14 protein-coding genes are annotated in these 15,766 nt (G+C 73.7%); 10 read left to right on the top strand and 4 right to left on the bottom strand.

Annotated elements, in window-relative coordinates; translation table 11 throughout:
- From ACFVUY_RS04450 to ACFVUY_RS04480, 7 genes are all read left to right on the top strand, one after another.
- Positions 1 to 975, top strand: coding sequence for a cobalamin biosynthesis protein CbiX (locus tag ACFVUY_RS04450; RefSeq protein ID WP_387727266.1), 975 nt, complete (start codon positions 1 to 3; stop codon positions 973 to 975).
- Positions 965 to 1,402 (top strand): urease subunit beta, encoded by a 438-nt coding sequence (locus ACFVUY_RS04455; RefSeq protein ID WP_359904398.1) that lies wholly within the window; start codon positions 965 to 967, stop codon positions 1,400 to 1,402. Before ACFVUY_RS04450 ends, ACFVUY_RS04455 begins: the two co-directional genes overlap by 11 nt.
- A complete protein-coding gene (ureC, locus tag ACFVUY_RS04460) occupies positions 1,402 to 3,126 on the top strand; it encodes an urease subunit alpha (protein ID WP_387727268.1) in 1,725 nt (574 codons plus the stop codon). The genes ACFVUY_RS04455 and ureC overlap by 1 nt, the downstream gene beginning before the upstream one ends.
- Entirely contained in the window at positions 3,123 to 3,878 is a 756-nt protein-coding gene (locus tag ACFVUY_RS04465; RefSeq protein ID WP_387727270.1) for an urease accessory protein UreF, read from the top strand. The genes ureC and ACFVUY_RS04465 overlap by 4 nt, the downstream gene beginning before the upstream one ends.
- 50 nt (positions 3,879 to 3,928) lie before the next feature.
- Positions 3,929 to 4,549, top strand: a complete 621-nt coding sequence (gene ureG, locus ACFVUY_RS04470; protein ID WP_387689683.1) for an urease accessory protein UreG — start codon at positions 3,929 to 3,931, stop codon at positions 4,547 to 4,549.
- 137 nt (positions 4,550 to 4,686) lie between these two features.
- Entirely contained in the window at positions 4,687 to 5,637 is a 951-nt protein-coding gene (locus tag ACFVUY_RS04475; protein ID WP_387727781.1) for an urease accessory protein UreD, read from the top strand.
- Between the two features lie 120 nt (positions 5,638 to 5,757).
- A complete protein-coding gene (locus ACFVUY_RS04480; RefSeq protein WP_387727272.1) occupies positions 5,758 to 7,080 on the top strand; it encodes a PQQ-binding-like beta-propeller repeat protein in 1,323 nt (440 codons plus the stop codon).
- 50 nt (positions 7,081 to 7,130) lie between these two features.
- Here the strand turns inward: ACFVUY_RS04480 and ACFVUY_RS04485 are convergent, their stop codons facing one another.
- Positions 7,131 to 7,613, bottom strand: a complete 483-nt coding sequence (locus ACFVUY_RS04485) for a MarR family winged helix-turn-helix transcriptional regulator (protein WP_387727783.1) — start codon at positions 7,611 to 7,613, stop codon at positions 7,131 to 7,133.
- Positions 7,614 to 7,687: 74 nt separating this feature from the next.
- Between ACFVUY_RS04485 and ACFVUY_RS04490 the strand changes: the two genes are divergently transcribed.
- Entirely contained in the window at positions 7,688 to 8,566 is an 879-nt protein-coding gene (locus ACFVUY_RS04490) for an NmrA/HSCARG family protein (protein ID WP_387727274.1), read from the top strand.
- 6 nt (positions 8,567 to 8,572) lie between these two features.
- Here the strand turns inward: ACFVUY_RS04490 and ACFVUY_RS04495 are convergent, their stop codons facing one another.
- Genes ACFVUY_RS04495 through ACFVUY_RS04505 form a run of 3 tightly spaced genes read right to left on the bottom strand, consistent with a single transcriptional unit; the run spans position 8,573 to position 13,545 of the window.
- Positions 8,573 to 11,710, bottom strand: coding sequence for a HEAT repeat domain-containing protein (locus tag ACFVUY_RS04495; protein WP_387727276.1), 3,138 nt, complete (start codon positions 11,708 to 11,710; stop codon positions 8,573 to 8,575).
- Positions 11,711 to 11,715: 5 nt separating this feature from the next.
- Positions 11,716 to 12,147, bottom strand: a complete 432-nt coding sequence (locus tag ACFVUY_RS04500; protein ID WP_387689673.1) for a protein phosphatase — start codon at positions 12,145 to 12,147, stop codon at positions 11,716 to 11,718.
- A gap of 27 nt (positions 12,148 to 12,174) precedes the next feature.
- Positions 12,175 to 13,545, bottom strand: a complete 1,371-nt coding sequence (locus ACFVUY_RS04505) for a LuxR C-terminal-related transcriptional regulator (protein WP_387727278.1) — start codon at positions 13,543 to 13,545, stop codon at positions 12,175 to 12,177.
- 235 nt (positions 13,546 to 13,780) lie between these two features.
- Between ACFVUY_RS04505 and ACFVUY_RS04510 the strand changes: the two genes are divergently transcribed.
- Together ACFVUY_RS04510 and ACFVUY_RS04515 are read left to right on the top strand one after the other, a co-directional pair.
- Positions 13,781 to 14,713 carry an NADP-dependent oxidoreductase gene (locus ACFVUY_RS04510; RefSeq protein WP_387727280.1) on the top strand — a complete coding sequence of 311 codons (933 nt, stop codon included), beginning with the start codon at positions 13,781 to 13,783 and terminating at the stop codon, positions 14,711 to 14,713.
- A 228-nt stretch (positions 14,714 to 14,941) separates the two neighbouring features.
- Positions 14,942 to 15,673, top strand: a complete 732-nt coding sequence (locus ACFVUY_RS04515; RefSeq protein ID WP_387727282.1) for an MIP family channel protein — start codon at positions 14,942 to 14,944, stop codon at positions 15,671 to 15,673.
- Positions 15,674 to 15,766 lie beyond the last annotated feature (93 nt).

The following is a 15,766-nucleotide window of genomic DNA, read 5'->3' on the forward strand; positions in this document are numbered from 1 at the left end:
ATGACCCGGATTCAGGCCGCCACCGTGGTGCTGGCCGGTGGGCACGAGAGCGACGGCGGACGCGACCTCGCCGCCCTGGTGGTCGGCGGGTCCACCGGACCGGCCGCCGCCCGGCACCCGACCACGGTGCCTTCCACCACCCGGCCCCCGGCCGCCGGGCGTGCCACCGTGCACGCGGTCGCCCCCGCGGGCCGTCCGCTCACCGAGGCCGTACGGTCGGCGCTCGCCGCGGCGGGCGACGGACCGGTGTGCGTCGTGCCGATGACGCTCGGCCGCGACCCCGCACTGGTCGCCGACACCGCCCGGGCGCTGCGCTGGCTGGCCGGCGGGGAAGGCCGCGGACGGCTCGCGCTGACCGCCCCCTTCGCCGCCGCCGACCACCTGACCGGCTGGCTGCGCGCCGCCGCCGGCGCCGCCCCCGACGGCGCGGTGCTGGTCACCGCGCCGGCGGCCGGCCCGTTCGAGGACGCCGAGCTGTTCCGGATCGCCCGCCTCACCCGCCAGTACGGCAAGCACCGGTGGGTCGAGGTCGCCCTCGACGGCGGCGACCCCGACCCGGCCGAGGGCGCCGAACGCTGCCGCCTGCTCGGCGCCCGCGAGGTGACGGCCGTTCCGGCCTCCTTCGGGCCGGCCCTGCGCACCCCGCTGCCCGGCGTGCGGGACGGCGGTCCGCTGCTGCGGCCGTCCGCCGTCGCCGGGGTGGTCGCGGCCCGGACGGCGGCGGCGCTGCACCTGCTCGGGCACGGGGAGGACGGCATCCTGGCCGGCCTCGACGCCGAGCACGGGCACGGCTACGCGCACAGCCACGGGCCGGACGAGCAGAGCCATCAGCACCAGCACCACCAGCCGCACGGGAACCACCAGCACCAGCATCAGAACCACCAGCACCATTCGCACGACCGCCCCGGCCGCGCCCGGGGACCCGCGCACACCCCCACTGACCCGGCAGAAAGGAAGGCCGGCCATGTCCGGTAGCGCCGCATACCTGTACGGCGAGGACCCGGTGGAGATCAACGCCGGCCGCGCCAAGGCCACCGTCACGGTCAGCAACACCGGCGACCGGGCGATCCAGGTGGGCTCCCACTACCACTTCTTCGAGGCCAACCGCGCCCTCGACTTCGACCGCAACGCCGCCTTCGGCAAGCACCTGGACATCCCGGCCGGCACCGCCGTCCGGTTCGAGCCGGGAGACACCAAGGACGTCACGCTCGCCGAGTTCGGCGGCCACCGCCGCCTGGTCGGCTTCGCCAACCTCGTGGACGGCGGCATCACCGCCCCCGCCACCCGCGCCCGCGCCGTCGACCGGGCCATCGCCCTCGGCTTCAAGGGCACCAACCTCGACCACAAGGAAGACCGGCCCCGGGACTTCCGCACGGAGACCCACCAGGAAGGCGACCGCTGATGGCCATCCTCTCCCGCAGGCAGTACACCGACCTCTTCGGCCCCACCGTCGGCGACCGCTTCCACCTCGCCGACACCAACCTCCTGGTCGAGGTCGAGCAGGACTTCAACCAGGGCCACTACGGCGACGAGGCCGTCTACGGCGGCGGCAAGGGCATCCGCGACGGGATGGCCCAGGACCCGGCCGCGACCTCGCTCCAGGGGGCGCTCGACCTGGTCATCACCAATGTGGTCGTCATGGACGCGGTGCTCGGCGTGGTCAAGGGCGACATCGGCGTCAAGGACGGCCTGATCGTCGCCGTCGGCAAGGCCGGCAACCCGCACACCCAGAGCGGCGTGCACCCGCGGCTGGTGATCGGCCCCGGCACCGAGGTGATCTCCGGCGAGCACCTGATCGCCACCGCCGGCGGCATCGACACCCACATCCACTTCATCGCCCCGCAGCAGGTGCAGGAGGCGCTGAGCAACGGCATCACCACCCTGATCGGCGGCGGCACCGGCCCGTCCGACGGCACCAACGGCACCACCTGCACCCCCGGCCCGTGGAACATCCACCGGATGTACCAGGCGGTCGAGGACCTGCCCGTCAACGTCGGCCTGCTCGGCAAGGGCAACGGCTCGCTGCCCGGAGCCCTGCGCGAGCAGGTCGAGGCGGGCGTGTGCGGCCTCAAGGTGCACGAGGACTGGGGCAGCACCCCGGCCGCGATCGACAGCGCGCTGAGCGTCGCCGACGAGTACGACGTGCAGGTGGCCATCCACACCGACACCCTCAACGAGTCCGGCTACTTCGAGGACACCCTGTCCGCGATCGACGGCCGCACCATCCACACCTTCCACACCGAGGGCGCGGGCGGCGGCCACGCCCCCGACATCATGCGGATCGCCGGCGAGCCCAACGTGCTGCCGTCCTCCACCAACCCCACGCTGCCCTACACCGTCAACTCCGTGGACGAGCTGCTGGACATGGTGATGGTCTGCCACCACCTCAGCCACAGCATCCCCGAGGACGTCTCCTTCGCCGACTCCCGGGTCCGCGCCGAGACCATCGCCGCCGAGACCGTGCTGCACGACGAGGGCGTCATCTCGATCTTCTCCTCCGACTCGCAGGCGATGGGCCGGATCGGCGAGTCCTTCACCCGCGCCTTCCAGACCGCCCACCACTGCAAGGACCAGCGCGGCAAGCTGGCCGGCGACAGCGAGCGCAACGACAACGCCCGTGTGCTGCGCTACCTCGCCAAGCTCACCATCAACCCGGCCGTCGCCTCCGGTACCGCCGACCACATCGGCTCGCTGGAGCCCGGCAAGCTCGCCGACATCGTGCTCTGGCCGATCAACTCCTTCGCCGCCAAGCCGAAGATGGTCATCAAGGGCGGCGTGATCAACTGGGCGCTGATGGGCGACCCGAACGCCTCGCTGCCCACCCCGCAGCCGGTCTACTACCGCCCGATGTTCGGCCAGTACGGCCGGACCAGGCAGGCCACCCGGGTGTCCTTCATGTCGCAGGCCGCCGTCGACCTCGGGGTTCCGGCCCGACTCGGGCTGGAGAGCCGGGTGCTGCCGGTGCGGCGGTGCCGTTCGGTCGGCAAGCAGCACATGGTGCGCAACGACGCGCTGCCGAAGATCGCGGTCGACCCCGAGACGTACAAGGTCACCCTGGACGGCGAGCCCGCCAGTATCGAGCCGGCCTGCGAACTGCCGCTCAACCACCTGTTCTACCTCGCGTGAGCGGCACCGCTGTCGCCGACGCCGGTGGTGTCGTCGGTGTCGCTGCCGACGCCGGTGTGTCGGGGCACGGCCTGGACGCGCTGCTGGTCTGCCTCCAGCTGACCGACTCGGCCTTCCCCAGCGGTTTCTATACCCTGTCGCACGGGCTGGAGGGCTACGCCCAGGCCAAGGCCGTCACCCCGGACACCCTGCCCGCGCTGCTCGCCGACCTGCTGCGGCACGGCGTCGGACCGTCCGACGCCACGGCGCTGGTCCTGGCCCACCGGGCGGCCACCGCGGGCGACTGGGAGCTACTCGCCGAGACCGACCAGCGGCTGCACGCCACCCGGCTCAACCGCGAACTGCGCCTGGCCGCCACCCGGACCGGACGCCAACTCCTGGACATCGCCCGGGAGTCGGTGGGCGGCGAGGCGCTGGAGCGGTACGCCGGACTGGTCGCGCGGAAGCGGGCCCCCGGCTGCCAGGCGGTGGCGGCCGGGGTGGCGTACGCCTCGGCCGGCGTTCCGGTCGAACAGGCCGTCACCAGCGACCTGTTCGCGTTCTGCACCAGCTTCGTCGGCGCGGCGCTCCGGCTGCGGCTGACCGACCACCGCAAGGCGCAGGTGGTGCTGCGGGCGGCCTCCCCGGTGATCCGGGAGGTCGTCTCCGCCGCGCTGGCACGGGACTTGGCGGACCTCGGCGGCTGCGTGCCGGTCGCGGACGCCATGTCCGGGCGGCACGAACGGGCGGAGGCCCGGCTGTTCATGAGCTGACCACTCGATGCGTACGCGTGCCACCAGAACGACCAATCCAAGGAGGAGAGTTGACCGAGAACGTGCTCCGCGTGGGCATCGGCGGCCCGGTGGGCTCCGGCAAGACGGCGCTGATCGAGGCGCTCGTCCCGGTGCTGATCGCCCGCGGCCACCGCCCGGCGGTCATCACCAACGACATCTACACCCAGGAGGACGCCCAGCACGTGCGGCGCACCCTGGCCGGGCTGCTCGACCCGGAGCGGGTGGTCGGCGTGGAGACCGGCGCCTGCCCGCACACGGCCGTCCGGGACGACCCGACGATGAACCTCGCGGCCGGTGCCGAGATGCTGGAGCGCTTCCCGGACGTCGACACCCTGCTGTTCGAGTCCGGCGGCGACAACCTCACCCTGACCTTCAGCCCGGTGCTGGTGGATCTCTTCCTCTTCGTCCTCGACACCGCCGAGGGCGAGAAGATGCCCCGCAAGCGCGGCCCGGGCATCACCGAGTCGGACCTGTTGGTCATCAACAAGATCGACATCGCCCAGTACGTCCGCGCCGACCTCGGGGTGATGGAGTCCGACGCCCACCGGGTGCGCGAGGGCGGGCCGGTGGTGCTCACCAACTGCCTGACGGGGGAGGGGCTGGAGGAGATCGCGGCCTTCCTGGAGACCTTCCGCAAGGTTCCGGCGTGACGGTCGCGTCGGCTGCCCGGGCCGTGCAGGACGTTCAGGACGTGCAGGACGTTCAGGACGTCCGGGCCGGTGCGGCCGCTCAGGCCGGTGCGCCCGGTGCGGACGCGGCGCCCGGTGCGGACGCTCCGGCTCCGGGGGTGCCCCGGCTCGACCCCCGGCACTACGAGCCGGCCCGCGTCCCGTACGAGGTCCGGCGCCACGCCGGGACGCCCGACACCCTCGCGGTCGGGCGTCCCGGCAAGGTCGGGCTGCTGGAACTGGCCTTCGAGCGGATCGGCGGGCGCACCGAACTCACCGGCCACTACCAGAAGTCGCCGTTGCAGATCATGCGCCCGCTGTACTTCGACCCGGCCCGCCCCGATCTCGCCGTCACCTTCCTGATGTCCACCGGCGGCGGCATCCTCCAGGCCGACCGGCTCCGCACCGACCTGCGCTGCGGCGCCGACACGGCGGTCCACCTGACCACCCAGGCGGCCACCAAGGTCTACCGGATGGAGTACGACTACGCGACGCAGCTGGTCAACCTGGCGGCGGGCCCGCGCGCCTACGTCGAGTACCTGCCCGAGCCGGTGATCCCCTTCGTCGACTCGCGCCTCTACCAGCGGACCGTGCTCACCGTCGACCCCGAGGCGACGGTGCTGGCCGGTGAGACCGTCCTGGCCGGCCGGCTCGCCCGGGGCGAGCGCAACGCCTACCGGGTGTTCGCGTCCGACCTCGAAGTGCGGCGTCCCGACGGCGAGTTGGTGGCGCTGGACACCGTACGGCTGGATCCCTCGCCGGCCGGGGGCAGCGGAGTCACCGGGCCGGCGGTGCTGGCCGGGCACGACGTGATGTCCAGCCTGTACGTCCTCAGCCCGCTCGCCCCGGCGGGCCGGATCGCGGACGTCCTGCACGAGGCCGTGGCCGACCGCTGCCGGGGCCGCGGCGAGTTGCTGTACGGGGTCAGCGTGCTGCCGCAGGACAGCGGCGCCTGGCTGCGACTGCTCGGCTCCGACACCCGGGCCGTCGCGGCAGCCCTGCGCGCGGCCTGGGACGCGGTGCGGCAACTGCTGATCGGGGTGCCGGCGCCGCAGCTGCGGAAGACGTAGTGTCGGCCGCCGTTCCGGCGTGTCGTGATCTTCTTCCGGTTCCGGGGCAACCCCGGGGCGGGGTGCGGAGTCCTGTCAGGCGTGAACGAGCATGCGAGACAGGACGCCGCACGGGATGACGTGGCGAAGCCCGGGCCCGAGTTGGAGCCCGAGCCCGGGCCCGGGCCCGAGTTGGAGCCGGAGCCCGAATCGGAGCCGATGCCGGACCCGGAGCCCGAACCGGAGCCGATGCCGGACCCGGAGCCGATGCCCGAGCCGGTGCCGATGCCCGAGCCGGAGCGGGGCATCGCGCCGACCCGGCCGACCCGGCGCCCGGTCGGCCGCCGGAAGCTGTTGATGGGTGTCGTCGGCCTGGGCGCGCTCGCGGCCGCGGCGGGCCTCGAAGCCTGGGTCCGCCAGGGGGACTCCCACGGGCCGAGGCTCTGGCGGACGACCGCCGCGAACGGGCGGCTCGCGCTGTCCGCCGGTCGCCGGCAGGGTCTGTACGCCTCCGGGTTCGACGGCAGCGTGCGCGCCCTCGACCCGCGCACCGGCGAGGTCCGTTGGAGCCGTGCGGTCAGCACGCCCGACGCGGCCGGCCCCCAGGGTGGCTGGCCGGTGGCCGCCGGGGACGGTGTGGTCTGCGTGGCCACCGACACCGGGCTGTGCGTTCTGGATGCCGTCTCGGGGGAGCAGCGGTGGGAGGCCGTCCTGCCCGACCGGACCGAGGGCGGGTCGGGGCAGGGTCCCGCCGTCGGCGGCGGCAGCGTGTTCGCCGTGCACGGGTCCTCCGTGCGCTGCTACGACCTGGCGACGGGCGAGCCGCGGTGGACCGGTCCGGCGGGCGCCTCGGCCGCCCTGGCCCTCGCCGGCGGCACCGTGTACGCGGCGGGCAGGTCGACCGGGGTCCTGGCCCTCGACGCGCGCAGCGGCGAGCGGCTGTGGGAGCGCGACGTCGTCGCGACCGGACCGCTCACCGTCCACCGGGGCACGGTCCTCCTCGTGTCCGTCAACGAGGCGATGGTCTCCACCTTCGTCTCCGCACTGGACGGGACGACCGGCGAGGTGCGGTGGAGGTCCGTGCAGCACGGCGTGGTGGACTGTCCGCTGTCGGCCGCCGACGGGACGGCCGTCGTGTTCGGCGGGGTCCGCCTGACCGGGCTGGACGTCGACACCGGCGACCGGCGCTGGTCGACCGACGTGCCCGCGGGCAGCCGTCCCGGGCCGGTCGCCATGATCGCCGCCGACGGCGGTGGCGTGTACGCGGATGCGGGCGACGAGCAGTTGTACGCCTTCGACCCCGCGACGAGCGGGCTGCGCTGGCAGGACCGGTCGGAGCCGCTCGACGGCGGCAGCGGGGGCGGCAATCCGGTCTCGCTGGCCGCCGCCGGTGGGACCGTCTACCGCGCCGGCCGCGCCGACGTCCTCGCGCTCGGTTCCCTGCCGCCACTGGCGTCGCCCTGACCCGGCCGGGGACCCGTCCGGGCCCGTCCGGGGGCTTCACCCGCGTGGGCTCAGGGCCCGTTCGAGCCGTCCGGATCCATGGCCGCGAGCCGGGCGATCTGCCGGTGGCTCAGCTCGACCGTGCGGTTCATGTGCCGTAGCAGGAAGTCGAGTTCGACCTCGGTGTCCTCGGCGAAGGCGGCCACCCAGTCGGTGGACAGCTCGCGCCACACCGCCCCGAAGCGCTCCAGCGCCTCGGGGCGGACCGCGACCAGTACCCGCCGCCGGTCCGCCTCGTCGCGCTGCCGGGTGACCAGCCCGGCCTTCTCCAGCCGGTCGACCAGCCGGGTGGCCGAGCCGCTGGTGAGCCCGGTGAGCTCGGCGATCCGGCCGGTGGTGACCGGCCCGTCCTCCAGGGTGAGCAGGTTGAGGCACTGGACGTCGGTCGGGTGCATGCCCAGGTGGTCGGCGACGGCCTGGTTGAACAGCACGTACGAGGCCAGGTAGCGGCGCGAGACCGGCCACAGTCGGGCCATCAGCTCGTCGCGGGACATCGTCATGGGGGAAGGGTAACCGGCCGCCCGTTAATTGTTTGCGTCGCGCAGAGATGGCGCCCTATGTTGTCTGCATGACGCAGATAATCGAGCCTTCGCCCCCCGTCGCCGTCACCGGAGCCACCGGAGCCCAGGGCGGCGCCACCGCCCGCGCCCTGCTGCGCGCCGGCCGCCCCGTCCGCGCCCTCACCCGCGAGCCCGGCTCGCCCGCCGCCGCCGAACTCGCCGCCCTCGGCGCCGACGTGGTCCGCGCCGACTTCGACGACCCGGCCTCCCTCGCCGCGGCACTCGACGGCGCCGGCGCGCTGTTCGCGATGTCCACCCCGTTCGGCACCGACCCCGACGCCGAAGTCCGCCAGGCCACCGCCCTGCTGGACGCCGCCCGGGCCGTCGGAAGCGTCCGGCACGTCGTCTACACCTCCGCCACCAATGCCGACCGCTCCACCGGCATCCCGCACTTCGACAGCAAGTACCGGGTCGAGCGGCACCTGGCCGGCCTCGGCCTGCCGTGGACCGTCCTCGGCCCGGCCGCCTTCATGGACAACTACGCCAACGACTGGAGCCTCCAGTCCCTGCGCGACGGCGTCTTCCACCTCCCCATGCCGCCCGGCGTCCCGCTCCCCGTGATCGCCGCCGGCACCATCGGCGCCTTCGCCGCCCACGTCCTCGCCCGCCCCGAGGCCTACGCGGGCCGCCGCATCGACATCGCCTCCCAGTGGCGCACCGGCGAGCAGATCGCCGCCGCGATCACTGCGGCGAGCGGTCGGCCGATCCGCTGCGAGGAGGTGCCGCTCTCGGTCGTGGCGGGGTACTCCGAGGACCTCGCCACGATGTTCCGCTACTTCCAGGAGCCCGGGCTCGACATCGACACCGAGGCCCTGCACGCCGAGCACCCCGAGATCGACTGGCAGCCGCTGGAGACGTGGGCGGCGGCCCGCACCTGGGACCTCTGAGGGGATTCAGGTGCCGGAGGTGAGGTGCGCGACCGCCCCGAGCCCGGCCTCGGCGGCCTCGCGGACCTCGGGGTCGGGGTCGTCGGCCAGAGCGTGTCGGAGCGCCGCCATGGTCTCCGGACTGTTGGGCCACTGCCAGGCGAGCGTGGTCAGCGCCCGGCTGCGGACGTCCGGGCTCGGGTCGTCGGCGGCCCGGCCGCGAATGGTGCTTTCTGCCATGTCAAGGGCGAGAAGCGCGTAACAACTGAGTGCTGTTCCACGGACCTCGGAGGCAGGGTCCTCCGTGGCGCGGGTGAGCAGCAACTGGGTCGTTCCGCCGATGGCCCCATGGAGTGAGGCCAGTAGCGTCAATGCCAGGGCCCTCAGCCGGGTGGACTCGGGGTCCATGGCCGACCGCGTGAGCAGTGCGAGGGTCTCGGGTGCGCTGTCGTCCGAGGCGGCGATGCCCTCGACGGCGTGGCAGCGCAACTCGCCATCGGTGTCGGCCGTGGCGAGTTGCCAGAACAGGGCTCGGACTTCCGGGTCCCCGGGCCAGTGGTCCGCGAGTTCCCTGACCGCAATTCTGCGGACCTCGATGGCGGGGTCTTCGGTTGCGAGGTCGAGAATCACTCGGCGTACCTCGTCGGCCGTAGGCCACGTTCTTGCGAGGCTCGGGACCGCGAAAGCCCGAACGGTCTCGTTGGCGTCCTTCGCGGTTTCCATGAAATCGGTGAGACTGTCGGAGGGCCCGGGGACATGAACCAAGGTGGTTTCGCGCCGGTAGCGGTAGCCACCTCGCGGCTCCTCCGCTTCCTGGAGGACCCGTTGGACGTCCGGATGGTCGGGCCAGCCCGAACGGAGTGCCCGTAGCGCGGTCTCCCTGGTCAGCCAGTCCGGGTCGGCCGTGGCGCGCTTCAGGAGGAGCGGCAGGACAGCAGGATGCTGTGCCCGTCTCTCGAGGAGCCGCAATGCGGACCTGCGCGCTGAAGCGTCGGGCGAGCAGGCAGCGCTCCGTAGGGCCAGAGGGAGGACGGCATGATGCTCGGGCCACCGCGTCGCCAGTTCTGCCAGCGCACGGGAACGGACATCCTCGCGCTGATTCTCTGCTGTGAGTTCCAGCAGAGTGGCCGGAAGTCCGGCATGGCCGACCCACCGGTGCGCCAGGGCCTCGACGGCGGAGGCGCGGACGCTCGGGTGGCCAAAAGTTATGCGGGCAAGGGAACCCTCGATGGTGGAGTCGAACGCGGCGGCCACCATCGACGCCTTCCTGCACATCTCGGTGAACTGCCCTTGGAGGTGGAACCAGAAGAGGAATTGGCCACGTCCCGCCCAGGCGGGGGTCGCGGTCAGCGCAGTCAGCGCGGTGGTTATCGGTCCGATGGCACCGGCGAATTCGGGCGCACTCAATGCGGCGACAAGGGAGTCGATCGCACGGCTGCTCTGTGCGTTCAGCAGCCCGATCTTCCGCACCTCGGCCAATGACTGGAAGGCCAGAATCAAGGAGTCCGCGTTCTCCTGCTCCAGCAGGTGGTCGACCACCCTCCCCGCGTCCGCCTCGCTCAGCCGGTTGACCACCAGGAGCAGGACTTCGTGCCACATCGAGTCCTCCACCCGCCGCGCGAAGACCTCCTCGATCAGCTCCTCCGGCGACCACTCCCGTCCCACCGTGTAGCGCTGGACGATGTCCGCCGCCGCGAGGTACTCCAGGAACGCCCGGTGGACGAATCCGTAGACCTCGCCGCCGTACCGGGCCAGGATGAAGTTGCGCTCCCGCAGCTGGTCGCGCAGCGCGCGGGCGGCGGCGAGGCACTGGTGGGGCGGGAGGCCGAACTGGGTGAAGTAGTCGCGGAACACCTCCTCCAGCTCCTCCGCGTGGATGTGGTTCCCGGCGATGCCACCCGTTCCCTCCTGCATGCGGCGGGCGAGCAGCCGGAGCAGTTCCAGGCGTTCGCGGTCGTCGAGGAGGCCGAGGGCCTCGGCGGCGCCGGGCTTCAGGGGGATGCTGAGGTGCTTGGTGTCGCGGTCCCAGTGGGCGACCAGGACCCGTACCGCGTGCTCGTAGACGCCCTGGCGGTCGCGGGGCAGGGTCTGGCGGCGGCCGATGATGGTCAGGATGGTCAACAGCAAGGGGTTGCCCGCGAGTTCCCGGATGGGGCGGGACGCCTCGACGGCGCTGGTGATGCGGTCGAACAGCCGGCCGGCCAGCTCGGCATCGGCCGGGCAGGCGATGGCGTACCAGCGGCGGGCGAAGCAGGCGATCCGCTCCGGATCGAGGTCCTGGAGCATGAAGTGGGTGAACCCGGCGCCGCCGAGGGCGCTGCGCTGGTAGCCGATGACGCGCGAGGTGACAACCACGCGCGCCCGGTCGTAGCGGGCGGCGAAGGCGGCGATGCGCTCGGCGGTGGCGGCGCGCACACCCGGGTCGAAGAGCTCGTCCAGGCCGTCGAAGACGACCACGACCCGTCCCTCGGTGAGGAGTTGGCGCAGCTCGGGGCCGGGGAGGGACATTCCGGCGACGGTGTGGCGGTGGTCGAGGAAGTCCTCGAAAGTGCGCTCGCGCCACTGCCCCTCGGCGTACTGGCGCAGCTCGACCACCAGCGGCACCAGGCCGCCCAGCGGGGCGAGCGGACCGTCGGCGTCCTGCACCAGTGTGAGGGCCAGGTACCGGGCGAGCGTGGACTTCCCCGACCCCGGGTCACCGAGCAGGACCACCCGTTCGCCGCGCGGCCCGGCGAGGACGGAGAGCACGTCCTCCGTCGGCCGGTTCAGGTACTCGTTGCGCAGCCGTTCGAGAGCGGACTGCCCGAGGTCGCCCGGCAGTTCCTCCGCCGTGAACTCGCCGCTGGTGAGCAGTCGGTGGACCAGCTCGCGTGGCAGCTCCACCGGTGGCGGGTTCTCCCGCACCTGCGGGGTGACGAACACCTCCCGCAGCTCGACCGCCGGGTGCTCGCCCTGCTCGGAGAGCGGGGTGAGCACCTCCAGGTCGAGCCGCCCGTACGTCTCCCGCACCCGCCGGGCGTACGCGGCGCGGGCGGCGGCCATGGACCCGGCGGTGACCTCGGGCTCAACGGCCTTGTTCAGGTTGACCGTTCCGGCCTGGATCACGTCACCGTTGACCGTTCCGGTGACCTCGTTGGCCACCGAAGTCCCTGGATCGCTACCCACCCCGCCTAGGCTAGCCGCTCCACGAACTTGCGCTGCCACGGCGTTTCGACGGCGTGCCGGCTGTAGTGCTCCCGCACGTACGGCACGGCCTCGGCGGCCGGGACGCCGTCCAGGACGGCGATGCAGGCGAGGGCGGTGCCCGTGCGTCCTCGCCCGCCGGCGCAGGCGAGTTCGACGCGCTCGGTGGCGGCGCGCTCCCAGGCCTCGCGGAAGGCGTCGGCGGCGTCCGCGCGGTCGGCGGGGAGGCGGAAGTCGGGCCAGCGCACCCAGCGGCTCGGCCAGTCGACGTGCGGCGGGCGGCCCAACAGGTAGAGGCCGAAGTCCGGTCGGGGGCCGGGCGGCAGGGGGCGGCTGAGGCCGCGGCCGCGCAGGAGGCGGCCGGAGGGCAGGCGCAGGATGCCGGGGACGGCCGGGTCCCAGGTGGTGGGGTCGGTCACGAGGGTCTTCTTTCGGGGGGAGGGAGTTCAGGACGCCGCGTGCAGCCCGACCGGCCCGCGCGGCAGTCCGGCGCGGTGGGCCAGGGCGGCGGCCTCGCCGCGCGAGGACACGTCGAGCTTGGCGAGGATGTTGGCGACGTGGAACTTCACCGTCGACTCGCTGATCCGCAGCGTCGCCGCGATGTCCCGGTTGCGGCGGCCGCGCGCCAGCTGGTCGAGGACCTCCCGTTCGCGCGGCTGGAGGCCGTCCAGCGGATCGGTGACGACGGCGGGTTCGGGCAGGGCCAGCGGGAGGTCGACGGTCACCGTGGTGCCCCAGCCGGGGACCGCCTCGACGCCGTGGTGTCCGCCGAGGGCGGTGATGCGGTCGGCGGTGCGGTGGACGGCGAGGGCGTCGGCGGTCAGTGCGCCGAGGCCGTCGCCGCGCACCACGGCGCGCAGCAGGCCGTCGGCCGTGAGCTGCCAGCTGACGTGCAGCCGGGTCGGCTTCTCCTGTTCCAGCATCAGCAGCACGGCCACCCGGACGGCGTCGCGGGCGGTGTGCGCGGCGTCCGCCGGGATGGAGCGGCCGGCCTCCGCCGGGGGCGCGGCGTCGAGGTGGACCCGGGTGTGGCGCAGCAGCGGGCGCAGTTCGCGCACCAGCCGGGCGAAGGCGGTGTCGGCGGGCTGTTCGCTGAGCGTGCGGTCGAGTTCGGCGCCCTGGCGCAGGTCGAGCAGGGCGGTGACGGCCAGCTCGGTGGCGGTGCGGCGGGCCGTGGCGTCGTCCAGGCCGGGTGCGCGCAGCGGCGCCAGGATCGCGGTGAGTGCGGCGCTGTGGGTGCCGGTGAACTCGGCGATGGCGCGGGCCCGGGCGTTGGCGGAGGCGCGGGAGGCGGCCGTCTGGGTGGGGGCGGCGTCGGTGGCGCGGTGGTCGGAGTGGGCGACCACCAGGTCCCACAGCTGTTGCAGGACGGCGAGTGCCCCGGGTGCGACGGGTCCGGTGTCCGCCCGGACGAGGACCAGCGCGGCGCCGCTGTCGTCGGCCGGCGTGGTGGCCACGACCACCACCGGCCGGTTCCGTCCGGCGAGTTCGGCCTCGCCCTGCCAGGGCCGGCCGGCCGAGGTGGTCGCGGCCGCGCGTTCGGCCAGCCGGGACAGGTCCCGCGTGCTGAGGGCCGCGGTGAGCTCGGGCGGGCCGTAGCCGTGCGTGGGGTTGAACGTGCAGACGCCGCTGAGCTGCGCGAGCGCGGTGTGCGGGACGAGGGTGCCGAGTACCTCGGACAGGCGGGGGAGGATGTCCGGCCGGGGAGCGCGCAGCACCTCGACGGCCCGGGCCAGCGCGTCCTCGGGGCGGCCCCAGTGCCGCCGCCAGGGCTCGTCCGTGCGGGCGGTGTCCGCCGCGCCGTTCATGTCGTCCATGCGGTCCAGCCTAGTTCGGGTGCCGCCGTCGCGGCCTGGCCGTTCGGACAGGTCGAACCGTCCGAAGGGCCGGGCGGGCCCGCGCCGTCCCGGGCACAGGATGGAAGTCGTCGGAAGCGACCGGCTCCACAGACCGGCTCCGCCGACGACTCCCTCGGCGAACCCGCCGGCAACGCCACCGACTGGCTCCGTCGGCGACTCCGTCGGCAACTCCACTGAAACCTAAGGACCTTCCATGACCAAGGCGATCGCCTTCTCCGAGTTCGGCGGCACGGACGTGCTGCGCCCGATCGACATCGAGCTGCCCGCGCCCGGGCCCGGCCAGGTGCGGGTCGCGGTCCGCGCCGTGGGCGTCAATCCGGTGGACCGCAGGCTGCGCACCGGCGAGCTGGCCGCGCTCTTCCCGGTCGTCTTCCCCTATGTGCCGGGTGTCGAGGTGTCCGGTGTGGTCGAGGCCGTCGGCGCCGGGGTGAGCGGCTTCGCTCCCGGCGACGAGGTGTTCGGCAGCATGATGGGCGGCGCGTACGCGGAGCACGCGCTGGTGGACGCGGCGGTGCTGGCCCACAAGCCCGCCGGGCTGGGCTGGGAGGAGGCCGCCGCGCTCCCGACGGCGGCCGAGACCTCCGAGCGGGTCCTCGACCTGCTGGGCGTGCGGTCGGGCGAGACGCTGCTGGTGCACGGCGCGGCCGGCGGGGTCGGCACCGTGCTGCTCCAGTTCGCCCGGGCGCGCGGGATCACCGTGGTCGGCACCGCGAGCGAGGCGAACCACGACCACCTGCGCGAGCTCGGCGCGATCCCGGTGGCGTACGGCGAGGGCCTGGCCGAGCGGGTGCGGGCCGCCGCGCCGGGCGGGGTGGACCGGGCGCTGGACGCGGCCGGGCGGGGCGGGGTGCTGCCGTTGTCGATCGAGCTGACGGGCAGCGCGGACCGGGTGCTGACGATCGCCGACGTCGTGGGGGCGCAGGAGCACGGCGTCCGGTTCAACGGCGGCGTCGAGGGCGTGGAGTCCCACCACCGGCGCGCGTTCGCGGCCGCGCTCGCCCTGCACGAGGCGGGCACCCTGCGACTGCCGCTGCACCGGGTGTTCCCGCTGGCGGAGGCGGCCGAGGCGCAGCGGGTCAGCGAGGCCGGGCACCTGCGCGGAAAGATCGTGCTGACGGTCCGGTAGCCGTTCATCGCCCGACCTGTACCTGTCTGCCCGTTTTACCTCCGTTTTGCATTGGGCTCGCCATTTTCGTACGGTTTCATCCGTTCGGAGTAATTCGGCAGGCGGACGCGCCGTGAACACGGCGCTGAGCCGTCCGGCCGACATGCGGTCCCCCGAACGGTCGACCAGGGTTGGCCGGACGTGGGCGGCACCGGACCGCCTGCCCTGACGGTCAGGAGGACCAGGCGCATGGGCGGAACGGACAGGCGGGCGGTGATCGGCGAGTTCGTCGGGACCCTGCTGCTGGTGTTGCTGGCGGTGGGTGCGGCGGTGCTCGCGGGGGAGGCGATCGGTCCGGTGGGCATCGCGTTCGCGTTCGGCTTCGTGCTGCTGGCGCTCGCGTACGCGCTCGGCCCGATCTCCGGCTGCCACGTCAATCCGGCGGTGACGCTCGGTTTCCTGCTGGCGCGCCGGATCGACGGCCGCACGGCGGTGTCGTACTGGGTGGCGCAGGTGCTCGGCGGCATCGCGGGCGCGGCGCTCGTCCTGCTGCTGGCGAAGCAGATACCGGGGCTGGAGACCCACGGCAAGCTCGGCACCAACGGCTGGGGCGACCGCTCCCAGGTGCACATCAGTGCCGGCGGCGCATTCCTGACCGAGGTCGTCCTCACCTTCCTGCTGGTCTACGTCGTCCTGGCGGTCACCCACCGGCTGGCCGCGGTCGGCTTCGACGGGCTGCCGATCGGCGTCGCGCTGGTGGTCGTCCACCTGGTCGGCATCCCGCTCACCGGCACCTCGGTCAACCCGGCGCGCAGCCTCGGCCCGGCGCTGTTCGCGGGCGGCGGGGCGCTGTCGCAGCTGTGGCTGTTCCTGCTCGCCCCGCTGGTCGGCGGCGCGCTGGCGGCGGGCGTGCACCTGCTGACCCACCCGCAGCCCAACCTCCCGGTGGCGCAGGCCCTGGCCACCGACGCGCGGGTGTAGGTCCCGCGGTCGCCCCGGAGCGGCGGCGCGGCGGCCGGGACCGTACCGACGGTCCCGGCCGCCGCCGTTCCGGTTCTCCGCCGGCTTGGTCCT

It is taken from the genome of Kitasatospora sp. NPDC058063 (genome assembly GCF_042885395.1).
Taxonomy (GTDB): Bacteria; Actinomycetota; Actinomycetes; order Streptomycetales; family Streptomycetaceae; genus Kitasatospora; species Kitasatospora lactacystinica.